7 protein-coding genes are annotated in these 11,518 nt (G+C 67.5%); 4 read left to right on the top strand and 3 right to left on the bottom strand.

Annotated features, from left to right (window positions below):
- Positions 1-4 precede the first annotated feature (4 nt).
- A complete protein-coding gene (locus tag DIE22_RS30225) occupies positions 5-880 on the top strand; it encodes an HlyD family secretion protein (protein WP_124606709.1) in 876 nt (291 codons plus the stop codon).
- Between the two features lie 19 nt (positions 881-899).
- Here DIE22_RS30225 and DIE22_RS30220 read toward each other — a convergent pair whose 3' ends face one another.
- Positions 900-2,573 carry a methyl-accepting chemotaxis protein gene (locus tag DIE22_RS30220; protein WP_124606708.1) on the bottom strand — a complete coding sequence of 558 codons (1,674 nt, stop codon included), beginning with the start codon at positions 2,571-2,573 and terminating at the stop codon, positions 900-902.
- Positions 2,574-2,983: 410 nt separating this feature from the next.
- Between DIE22_RS30220 and DIE22_RS30215 the strand changes: the two genes are divergently transcribed.
- Positions 2,984-4,222 (top strand): MFS transporter, encoded by a 1,239-nt coding sequence (locus tag DIE22_RS30215; protein ID WP_124606707.1) that lies wholly within the window; start codon positions 2,984-2,986, stop codon positions 4,220-4,222.
- 66 nt (positions 4,223-4,288) lie between these two features.
- On the opposite strand, the gene DIE22_RS30210 is transcribed toward DIE22_RS30215, so the two are convergent.
- Entirely contained in the window at positions 4,289-5,086 is a 798-nt protein-coding gene (locus DIE22_RS30210; RefSeq protein WP_124606706.1) for a 5'-methylthioadenosine/adenosylhomocysteine nucleosidase, read from the bottom strand.
- Entirely contained in the window at positions 5,083-7,446 is a 2,364-nt protein-coding gene (locus DIE22_RS30205; protein ID WP_124501032.1) for a UvrD-helicase domain-containing protein, read from the bottom strand. The genes DIE22_RS30210 and DIE22_RS30205 overlap by 4 nt, the downstream gene beginning before the upstream one ends.
- A 214-nt stretch (positions 7,447-7,660) precedes the next feature.
- On the opposite strand from DIE22_RS30205, the gene DIE22_RS30195 reads away from it, so the two are divergent.
- Positions 7,661-10,528 carry a valine--tRNA ligase gene (locus DIE22_RS30195; RefSeq protein ID WP_124606719.1) on the top strand — a complete coding sequence of 956 codons (2,868 nt, stop codon included), beginning with the start codon at positions 7,661-7,663 and terminating at the stop codon, positions 10,526-10,528.
- Positions 10,529-10,615: 87 nt separating this feature from the next.
- Positions 10,616-11,488 carry a UTP--glucose-1-phosphate uridylyltransferase GalU gene (gene galU / locus DIE22_RS30190; protein WP_124501033.1) on the top strand — a complete coding sequence of 291 codons (873 nt, stop codon included), beginning with the start codon at positions 10,616-10,618 and terminating at the stop codon, positions 11,486-11,488.
- Positions 11,489-11,518: the final 30 nt, after the last annotated feature.

Below are 11,518 nucleotides of genomic sequence, written 5' to 3'. Positions count from 1 at the left end.
CACCATGATGCTCAGAAAACTCTTCGGCTTCGTCGCGACCGCCGTCATCCTTCTCGTCGCGATCCTGATCGGGCGCTCGCTGTGGGTGCACTACATGGACGATCCCTGGACCCGCGACGGGCGCGTGCGCGCCGAGATCGTCAACGTCGCGCCGGACGTGTCGGGTGCGATCGTCGAGCTCCCCGTGCATGACAACCAGCTCGTGAAAAAGGGCGACCTGATCATGCAGATCGACCCGTCGCACTACCAGATCGCGGTCGAGCAGGCACAGGCGGCCGTCGCCGCCCGCCGCGCGGAGCTGCAGATGCGCCGCGACGACGCGGCCCGGCGCGCCGACCTCGACGCGCTCGTCGTGTCGAAGGAAAACCGCGAGAACGCGGCGCACAGCGCGTCGAGCGCCGATGCGCAGTACCAGCAGGCGCTCGCCGCGCTCGACGCCGCGAAGCTCAATCTCGAACGCACGCGCGTGGTCGCGCCGGTCGACGGCTACATCACGAACCTGCAGACGTTCAAGGGCAACTACGCGGTGGCCGGCCAGGCGAAGCTCGCGATCGTCGACAGCCATTCGTTCTGGGTCTACGGCTACTTCGAGGAAACCAAGCTGCCGCGCGTGAAGATCGGCGCGCCGGCCGAGATGCGGCTGATGAGCGGCGGCGTGATGAAGGGCCACGTCGAGAGCATCTCGCGCGGCATCTACGATCGCGACAATCCGCAAAGCCGCGACCTCGTCGCGGACGTGAACCCGACCTTCAACTGGGTGCGCCTCGCGCAGCGCGTGCCGGTGCGCATCAAGATCGACGAAGTGCCGGCCGACGTGGTGCTGTCGGCGGGCACGACCTGCACGGTCATCATCGACCCGGACAAGCAGAAGAAGTCATAAGCGCCGAACGGCCGGGCGCTCACGCCGCGATGCGAAAACGCCCGACCAGCGCCTTGAGCGCCTGCGCCTGCTCGTCGAGCGCGTTCGCCGCGGCGGCCGCCTGTTCGACGAGCGCCGCGTTCTGCTGGGTGCCCGCATCCATCTGCGTGACCGCGCGGCCGATCTCTTCGATCCCCGTGCTCTGCTCGTCGGAGGCCGCCGAAATCTCGCCGATGATGTCGGTCACGCGCTTCACCGCCCGGACCACGTCGTCCATCGTGCGGCCCGCATCGTGCGCGAGCGTCGCGCCGTTCGCGACGCGCTCCACCGACGCGCCGATCAGCTCGCGAATCTCCTTCGCCGCGGTCGCCGAGCGCTGCGCGAGCAGCCGCACCTCGCCCGCCACCACCGAAAAGCCGCGCCCCTGCTCGCCCGCGCGCGCCGCCTCGACCGCCGCGTTCAACGCGAGAATGTTGGTCTGGAACGCGATTCCCTCGATCGTGCCGATGATGTCGCGAATGTTCTTCGCGCTGTCGTCGATCTGGCTCATCGTCGCGACCACGCGCCCGACGACTTCGCCGCCCGCCTCCGCGACGGCCGATGCATTGGCCGCGAGCGCGCTCGCCTGCCGCGCGTTTTCGGCGTTCTGCCGCACGGTCGACGTGAGCTGCTCCATGCTGGCCGCGGTGCGCTCGAGCGCGACGGCCTGCTGCTCGGTACGCCGCGACAGGTCGAGGTTGCCGGTCGAGATCTCGCCGGACGCAGCCGCGATCGCCTCGGCGCTGACGGCGATCTCGCCGACGGTCGCCGCGAGCCCGGTCTGCATGTCGGACAGCGCGCGCACCATGCTGTCGCGATCGTGCCGGACGAGCGGAATCGGCCGTGTCAGGTCGCCGCGCGCGATGTCGGCGGCAATCGCCTTCGCCTCCGCGGGCTCGCCGCCGAGCTGCAACGCGAGGCGACGCACGACCCGTTCGGCGATCACGATCGCCAGCACGATCAGCGCGGCCGTCATCGCCGCGATCATCGCGAACGACGACGAGAAGATCGTTGCGGACGCATCGAGGGTCGTCTTCGACTTCGCGCCGCGCGTCTTCACGAGCATGGCGACGAGCTTCTCGAGCTTGCCGGTCTCGACCAGCAGCGACACGTCCTGCGTGCCGACCTGCCAGTTCATCTGCGACAGGTCGAGCGGCTGCGCCCGCACGAGCGCGACGAAATCGCGCAGATGGCCGCTCCACGTGCCGACCGCCATCGAGAACGCGCGCAGTCGCGCGGAATCGTCCGCATCGGCCGGATCCGCGTAACGCTGCAGCGTCGCGAGCGCCTGGCCGATCGACGCGAGCCCCGCGCCGACCTCAGCGCCCAGGTCGTCGCGCTCCTTCGCGGTGGTCGCGGTCAGCAGCATCTTCTGCGCACGGCTCGCGCGCAGCACCTCGGCGCGCACTTCCTCCGCCGCCCGGCTCGCGACATGCCCCTGCTCGTAGACCGACGCGATCGACGCGTTCAGCCGGCTGATCTGCCACAGCGAAAACACGCCGATCGCGAGCGTGCCGGCCAGCAGGATCGCAAACGCGGCGCGCAGCGTCGCCTTCACGGTCCACGGCCGGCGTTCGCGCCGGGTTGCGCGCGGACGTCGTGCGGCGGGCCCGGCGGCTGCGCCTGAGGCGCCAATGGCCGCACCCGGTTGCGGATGCAATGATGCTGCTTTCATCGATATATCCCCGTATTGATCACGCCGCCGGAAAGGTCGGTTCCGGCGGCCGGCATTCCCACGATGGCCCGTCATGCCGCGCGTCCTGCCCCGCCCGGCTCGTGACCGGTGCCGGGTGCGGCGCGCCTGTGTTGTCGTTGCGTCGTTCTACGGCCGCCAGCGGCATTCCTTGAGTCCGGACTTACACCGATCCGGCCCCGCGCGACCCGGTCGACAGGCGGACGCGTCGCAGCGTTATACCCGGCCAAAAAAGGGCGCTATGGCCGAATCGTCACATCATTGTCCGAATCGCGATAAAACTTGGCCTGACATTCTCGATACGCCACATTAGACTTCTTTGACGCAACAACGATTCGAACGCGCCGATCCCCATCAGAGCGCGTCCCGCCACCTCAACTCGCTCAGCTCGCATGGAAACCAGCCTCGATACGGGCGCCGGCACAGCCGCCGCATCCCAGCCGTCCGCTCCACCCGCCCCGCGCACCGTCTACCCGGTGCTCGGCGCGATCAGCTTCTCGCACCTGCTCAACGACATGATCCAGTCGTTGATCCTCGCGATCTATCCGATGCTCAAGAGCCAGTTCGCGCTGTCGTTCGCGCAGATCGGCCTGATCACGCTGACCTACCAGATCACCGCGTCGCTGCTGCAGCCGCTCGTCGGCCTGTATACGGACAAGCGGCCGAAGCCGTATTCGCTGCCGGTCGGGATGGGCTTCACACTCGCGGGGCTGCTGCTGATGTCGGCCGCGCAGAACTTCCCGACGCTGCTGGCGGCGGCGGCGCTGGTCGGCTGCGGCTCGTCGGTGTTCCATCCGGAATCGTCGCGCGTCGCGCGGATGGCGTCGGGCGGCCAGCACGGGCTCGCGCAGTCGCTGTTCCAGGTCGGCGGCAACGCCGGCTCGGCACTCGGGCCGCTGCTCGCCGCGCTGGTGATCATCCCGCACGGGCAGCACAGCATCGCGTGGTTCTCGGCGGCCGCGCTCGTCGCGATGGTCGTGCTCACGCAGATCGGCCACTGGTACAAGAAGCATCCGTCGATGAAGAAAAAAGCGGCGGCGGCCGGCCATCCGACCCTGTCGCAGGGCCGCGTGCTCGCCGCGATCGGCGTGCTGGTGCTGCTGGTGTTCTCGAAGTACTTCTACCTCGCGAGCATCAACAGCTATTTCACGTTCTACCTGATCGACAGGTTCCACCTGTCGGTGCAGGCCGCGCAGATCCACCTGTTCGTGTTCCTCGCGGCCGTGGCGGCCGGCACGCTGATCGGCGGACCGGTCGGCGACCGGATCGGCCGCAAGTACGTGATCTGGGTGTCGATCCTCGGCGTCGCGCCATTCACGCTGCTGCTGCCGTATGCGAACCTGTTCTGGACGAGCGTGCTCTCCGTGATCATCGGCGTCGTGCTGGCGTCGGCGTTCGCCGCGATCCTCGTCTATGCGACGGAGCTGATGCCCGGCAAGGTCGGCATGGTCGCGGGCCTGTTCTTCGGCTTCGCGTTCGGCCTGGGCGGCGTCGGCGCCGCCGTGCTCGGCCAGCTCGCGGACGCGACGAGCATCACGTTCGTCTACAAGGTGTGCTCGTTCCTGCCGCTGATCGGCGTGCTGACGGTGTTCCTGCCGAACCTCGAAAGCAGCCGGCGCAAGAAGGCGTGACGAGACGGCCGCGGCAGGCGTGTCGCGGCCGGTCGACAGGCTTGAAGGGAAGGGACGACGGCGGCTTCAGGCCGCCGTCGTCGCATGCAGCGTCAGGAAACGCTTGAGGATGCCGGACGAATAGCTGCTCGCGATCGCCGACAGGAAGTGCGAGAACGACTGCGTCGCGTGATCGTCGGCCGTATCGGAAATCGTGCGCACGAGCGCGAACGGCACGTCGTGTTCGGCGCACACCTGCGCGATCGCCGCGCCTTCCATCTCGACCGCGAGCGCGTCGGGCAGCGCATCGCGCAACGCGACGACCTCGTGCTCGCTCGACACGAAGCGATCGCCGCTGACGATCAGCCCGCCGTGCAGCGCCGCACCGGCCAGCCCGAAGCGCTCGGTGAAGTGCGCGCCCTCCTCGGCGACGAACAGCGTGCACGCGGCCTTCAGGCGGGCGGTCAGTTCCGCGTCGGTCGCGAACCGCGTGATGCCGAGCAGCGGCACCTCGTAGCGCGGAAACAGCGGCGACGCATCGAGATCGTGCTGCAGCAGCGTATCGGCGACGACAACGTCGCCGACGCGCACCGTGCGCGACACGCCGCCGGCGACCCCGGTAAACACGACGCCGGACACGCCGAACACGTGGATCAGCGCGCTGACCGTCGCGGCGGCCGCGACCTTGCCGACCCGCGCAAGCGTGACGACGCAGGCCGCGCCGTGCACGGTGCCGAGGTGGTAGTCGCGGCGGCCGAACGTGACCGTCTTCATCGCGCCCTCGGCACGCATCGCGGCGATCAGGTCGCCGAGTTCCTCCGGCAGCGCGGCCAGAATGCCCAGCGGGCGCGTCGAAACCGTTTCAACCATGTCGATGCTCATCATTCCACCGCCTGCAGTTTCGCGACCGCCAGCGCGAGCCATTTCTCGCCGTGCCGCTTGAATTTCACCTGCGCCTTCGCGTCGGCGCCGTTGCCTTCGAGCGCGGTGACCGTGCCTTCGCCGAACTTGGTGTGGAACACCTGCTGGCCGACCCGGAAGCCGGTGTCGGCCGCGCGCTGCTGGTTCGCGAATGCCGGCAGCGGCGCGGAGACCGCCGCGTCGACGAACTGCTCGCGGCTGCCGCCGCCCGGCCGCGAGAACCAGTCGCGCCCCCAGCCGGCGTTGTCCGAGCGGCCGCCCCAGCGCGAGCCGGCCTCGACCTTCGGCGTCAGCCACTTCAGCACGTGCTCCGGCAATTCGTCGAAGAAGCGCGAGCGCACGTTGTAGCGCGTCTGGCCGTGCAGCATCCGGCTCTGCGCGAACGACAGGTAGAGCCGCTCCTTCGCGCGCGTGATCGCGACGTACATCAGCCGGCGCTCTTCCTCGAGGCCGTCCGATTCGAGCACGCTGTTCTCGTGCGGGAACAGCCCTTCCTCGAGGCCGGTGATGAACACGGCCGAGAATTCGAGGCCCTTCGCCGCATGCACCGTCATCAGCTGCACGGCGTCCTGGCCGGCCTGCGCCTGGTTGTCGCCCGCTTCCAGCGATGCATGCGACAGGAAGCCGGCGAGCGGCGTCATCGTGTCGGGGTTCTGCGCGGGGTCATCGAGCGGCGCCGGGTCGAGCACGTCGACCGCCGGATCGTCCGTCGCCGTGCCGAGCTCGGGTGCCGCGATCGCGCCCGCGCGCAACGGAATCGAGCGGGCCGGCGCGTCGAGCCCGTAGCCCTCCTCGCTGACGAACGCGGTGGCCGCGTTCACGAGTTCCTGCAAGTTCTCGAGGCGGTCCTGGCCTTCGCGCTCGCCCTGGTAGAAATCGGCGAGGCCGCTCGCCCGCACGACGTACTCGACCGTCTCCGGCAGGCTCATCTGCTGGGTCTCGGCACGCATCTTCGCGATCAGCGTCGCGAACGCGCCGAGGCTCGTGCCGGCCTTGCCGGTCACGTACGGAATCGCGGCGGCCATCGAGCAGTCGTACAGGCGCGCGGCGTCGGCCAGTTGCTCGATCGAGCGCGCGCCGATCCCGCGCGTCGGGAAGTTCACGACGCGCGCGAACGCGGTGTCGTCGTTCGGGTTGTCGATCAGGCGCAGGTACGCGAGCGCGTGCTTCACTTCCTGGCGCTCGAAGAAGCGCAGGCCGCCGTACACGCGATACGGGATGCCCGACGTCATCAGCGTGTGCTCGATCGCGCGCGACTGCGCGTTGCTGCGATACAGGACGGCGACCTCGCTGCGCGACATCCCGGTATTGATCAGCGAGCGGATCTCCTCGACGATCCAGCCGGCTTCCTGCGCATCGGTGCTCGCCTCGTACACGCGCACGGGCTCGCCGTGGCCGGCATCGGTGCGCAGGTTCTTGCCGAGGCGGTGCGCATTGTTCGAGATCAGCTGGTTCGCCGCGTCGAGGATGTTGCCGTGCGACCGGTAGTTCTGCTCGAGCTTGATCAGGTTGCGCACGCGGAATTCGTCCTCGAAGTCGCGCATGTTGCCGACGTTCGCGCCGCGGAACGCGTAGATCGACTGGTCGTCGTCGCCGACCGCGAAGATCGCGTTCTCGCCGCCCGCGAGCATCTTGAGCCACGCGTACTGCAGCTTGTTGGTGTCCTGGAACTCGTCGACGAGGATGTGCCGGAAGCGGGCCTGGTAGTGCGCGCGCAGCGGCGCGTTGTACGCGAGCAGCTCGTAGCAGCGCAGCAGCAGCTCGGGGAAGTCGACGACGCCCTCGCGCTGGCACTGCTGGTCGTACGCCTGGTACAGCTCGACGAACTTGCGGTTGAAGTTGTCGGACGCGTCGACCTTGTCGGGACGCAGCCCCTGCTCCTTCGCGTTGTTGATGAAGTACTGGACGTTCTTCGGCGGGTATTTCTCGTCGTCGACGTTCGCCGCCTTCATCAGCCGCTTGATCGCCGACAGCTGGTCGGCCGTGTCGAGGATCTGGAAGGTCTGCGGCAGGCCGGCGTCGCGCCAGTGCGTGCGCAGCATCCGGTTGCACAGCCCGTGGAACGTGCCGATCCACATCCCGCGCGTGTCGATCGGCATCATCGCCGACAGCCGCGCCATCATCTCGCGCGCGGCCTTGTTCGTGAAGGTGACGGCGAGCACGGTGGGCGGCGACGCATAGCCCTGCTGGATCAGCCATGCGATGCGCGTGATCAGCACGCGGGTCTTGCCGCTGCCCGCCCCCGCGAGGATCAGCGCCGGTTCATTCGGCAACGTGACGGCGGCGTATTGTTCAGGGTTCAGATTGGCGAGCAGATCGGGCATGGAGCGGCAGCGGACGGGCGAGAAAAATGCGGACCCGCCATTATAAGTCGGCCGCGCGATGCCGTTTCCGATCCGTTCGGCCAGGGGCCGCCGCCGCGCCGCGAGCGCGTCGCAGCGGGCCTGCGCGGGCAAGGCGATGGCTGGCCGATGTGCATCCATTTATAATTGTCGGATTCGGCATCCAATTCACGCATTTTTCGGCAAATTTCCAACCATGAGCGACAGCACGCTTGCGAAGAGTTTCGAGCCCCACACCATCGAGTCCCAATGGGGGCCGGAGTGGGAAAAACGCGGCTATGCCGCCCCGGCATTCGACCCGGCGCGCGCCGATTTCGCGATCCAGCTGCCGCCGCCGAACGTCACCGGTACGCTGCACATGGGCCACGCGTTCAACCAGACGATCATGGACGGCCTCGCGCGCTATCACCGGATGCTCGGCGAGAACACGCTGTGGGTGCCCGGCACCGACCACGCGGGGATCGCGACCCAGATCGTCGTCGAGCGCCAGCTCGATGCGCAGGGCGTGTCGCGCCATGACCTCGGCCGCGAGAAGTTCGTCGAGCGCGTGTGGGAGTGGAAGCAGCAGTCCGGCTCGACGATCACGGGCCAGGTGCGCCGTCTCGGCGCGTCGACCGACTGGTCGCGCGAATATTTCACGATGGACGACAAGATGTCGGCCGCCGTGCGCGACGTGTTCGTCACGCTCCATGAACAGGGCCTGATCTACCGCGGCAAGCGCCTCGTCAACTGGGATCCGGTGCTGCTCACCGCGGTGTCGGATCTCGAGGTCGTCAGCGAAGAGGAAAACGGCCACCTGTGGCACATCCGCTATCCGCTCGTCGACGGGTCGGGTTCGCTGACGGTCGCCACCACCCGTCCCGAGACGATGCTCGGCGACGTCGCGGTGATGGTTCACCCGGAGGACGAGCGCTACGCGCACCTGATCGGCAAGCTCGTCACGCTGCCGCTGACGGGCCGCGAGATCCCGGTGATCGCCGACGACTACGTCGACCGCGCGTTCGGCACGGGCGTCGTGAAGGTCACGCCCGCGCACGACTTCAACGACTACCAGGTCGGCCTGCGCCACAAGCTCGCGCCGATCGAGATCCTGACGCTCGACGCGAAGATCAACGACAACGGCCCCGAGCAGTATCGCGGCCTCGACCGCTTCGACGCGCGCAAGGCGATCGTGGCCGACCTCGATGCGGAAGGCTTCCTCGACTCCGTGAAGCCGCACAAGCTGATGGTGCCGCGCGGCGACCGCACGGGCGTCGTGATCGAGCCGCTCCTGACGGACCAGTGGTTCGTCGCGATGACGAAGCCGGCGCCGGAAGGCACGTTCCATCCGGGCAAATCGATCACCGAGGTATCGCTCGACGTCGTGCGCGACGGCCAGATCAAGTTCGTGCCGGAAAACTGGACGACCACCTACTACCAGTGGCTCGAGAACATCCAGGACTGGTGCATCTCGCGCCAGCTGTGGTGGGGTCACCAGATCCCCGCGTGGTACGGCGAGAACGGCGAGGTATTCGTCGCGCGCAGCGAGGAAGACGCGCGTGCGAAGGCCGCCGCGCAAGGCTACACGGGCGCGCTGAAACGCGACGAAGACGTGCTCGACACCTGGTTCTCGTCGGCGCTCGTGCCGTTCTCGTCGCTCGGCTGGCCGAACGAATCCCCTGAACTGCAGCACTTCCTGCCGTCGTCGGTGCTCGTCACGGGCTTCGACATCATCTTCTTCTGGGTCGCCCGGATGGTGATGATGACCACGCACTTCACCGGCAAGGTGCCGTTCCACACCGTATACATGCACGGCCTCGTGCGCGATGCCGAAGGCCAGAAGATGTCGAAGAGCAAGGGCAACACGCTCGACCCGATCGACATCGTCGACGGCATCGACCTCGAAACGCTGGTCGCGAAACGCACGACGGGCCTGATGAACCCGAAGCAGGCCGCGACGATCGAGAAGAAGACGCGCAAGGAATTCCCGGACGGCATTCCCGCGTTCGGTGCCGACGCGCTGCGCTTCACGATGGCGTCGATGGCGACGCTCGGCCGCAACGTGAACTTCGACCTCGCGCGCTGCGAAGGCTATCGCAACTTCTGCAACAAGCTGTGGAACGCGACGCGCTTCGTGCTGATGAACTGCGAAGGCCACGACTGCGGCACCGACAAGCCGGAAGTGTGCGGCGCGGGCGACTGCGGCCCCGGCGGCTACCTCGACTTCTCCGCGGCCGACCGCTGGATCGTATCGCTGCTGCAGCGCACCGAGGCCGACATCGCGAAGGGTTTCGCCGATTACCGCTTCGACAACATCGCGACCAGCATCTACAAGTTCGTGTGGGACGAGTACTGCGACTGGTATCTCGAACTCGCGAAGGTGCAGATCCAGAACGGCACGCCGGAACAGCAGCGCGCGACGCGCCGCACGCTGCTGCGCGTGCTCGAAACGGTGCTGCGCCTCGCGCACCCGGTCATTCCGTTCATCACCGAGGCGCTCTGGCAGAAGGTCGCGCCGCTCGCCGGCCGTTATCCGCAAGGCAAGGCCGAAGGCGATGCATCGCTGATGACGCAGGCATATCCGGTCGCGAACCTGCAGAAGATCGACGAGGCATCCGAGCAATGGGCGGCCGACCTGAAGGCGATCGTCGACGCGTGCCGCAACCTGCGCGGCGAGATGAACCTGTCGCCGGCGACCAAGGTGCCGCTGCTCGCGGCCGGCGACGCCGAGCGCCTGCGCTCGTTCGCGCCGTACGTGCAGGCCCTCGCCCGCCTGTCGGACGTGCAGATCCTCGCGGACGAAGCGACGCTCGACAAGGAAGCGCACGGCGCGCCGATCGCGATCGTGGGCCCGAACAAGCTGGTGCTGAAGGTGGAGATCGACGTCGCGGCCGAACGCGAGCGCCTGTCGAAGGAAATCGCGCGCCTGACGGGCGAGATCGCGAAGTGCAACGCGAAGCTCGGCAACGAGGCGTTCGTCGCGAAAGCGCCGCCGGCCGTGGTCGAACAGGAGCAGAAGCGCGTCGCCGAATTCCAGAGCACGCTGGAAAAACTGCGCGCCCAGCTCGATCGGTTGCCTGCGTAACAAACGGTAAGGTCGTTTGCGTTCACTATAATGGGGACGTGAACATAGACTGTCTGACAAGTCGATTACAGGAATAAAGGTTCGATCATGTTGAAAGTCACCAAGGCGGTATTCCCCGTTGCCGGTCTCGGCACGCGGTTCCTGCCGGCAACGAAGGCGAGCCCGAAGGAAATGCTGCCGGTCGTCGACAAGCCGCTGATCCAGTACGCGGTCGAGGAAGCGATCGCCGCGGGCATCACCGAGATGATCTTCGTGACCGGGCGCAGCAAGCGCGCGATTGAGGATCACTTCGACAAGTCGTACGAGGTCGAGGCCGAACTCGAGGCGCGCGGCAAGGAAAAGCTGCTCGAGCTCGTGCGCAGCATCAAGCCGAGCCATGTCGACTGCTTCTACGTGCGCCAGCCGGAAGCGCTCGGCCTCGGCCATGCGGTGCTGTGCGCGGAAAAGCTCGTGGCCGACAACCCGTTCGCGGTGATCCTCGCCGACGACCTGCTCGACGGCAACCCGCCCGTGATGAAGCAGATGGTCGACGTGTTCGACCACTATCACAGCTCGGTGATCGGCGTGGAAGAGATTCCGCCGTCGGAGACGAAGTCGTACGGGATCGTCGACGGCAAGGAGTGGGAAGAGTCGATCGTCAAGATGTCCGCGATCGTCGAGAAACCCGAGCCGGAAGTCGCGCCGTCGAACCTCGGCGTGGTCGGCCGCTACATCCTGAAGCCGCGGATCTTCGAGCACCTGCGCGCGCTGAAGCCGGGCGCCGGCGGCGAGCTGCAGCTCACCGACGCGATCCAGGCGCTGCTCGCCGACGAACAGGTGCTGGCCTACAAGTACCAGGGCACGCGCTACGACTGCGGCAGCAAGCTCGGCTACCTGAAGGCGACGGTCGAATTCGCACTGCGCCATCCGGAAGTCGGCGCCGAGTTCGACGCGTACCTGCGCGCGCGCGGCAACGCGTAACCGGCCGCCTGAACGCGGCACGGGAGCCGG

Source organism: Burkholderia sp. Bp9142, assembly GCF_003853415.1.
In the GTDB taxonomy this organism is placed as follows: domain Bacteria; phylum Pseudomonadota; class Gammaproteobacteria; order Burkholderiales; family Burkholderiaceae; genus Burkholderia.
Note: the sequence above shows the minus strand (reverse complement) of the source record. Positions and strands in the feature narration are given on the sequence as shown.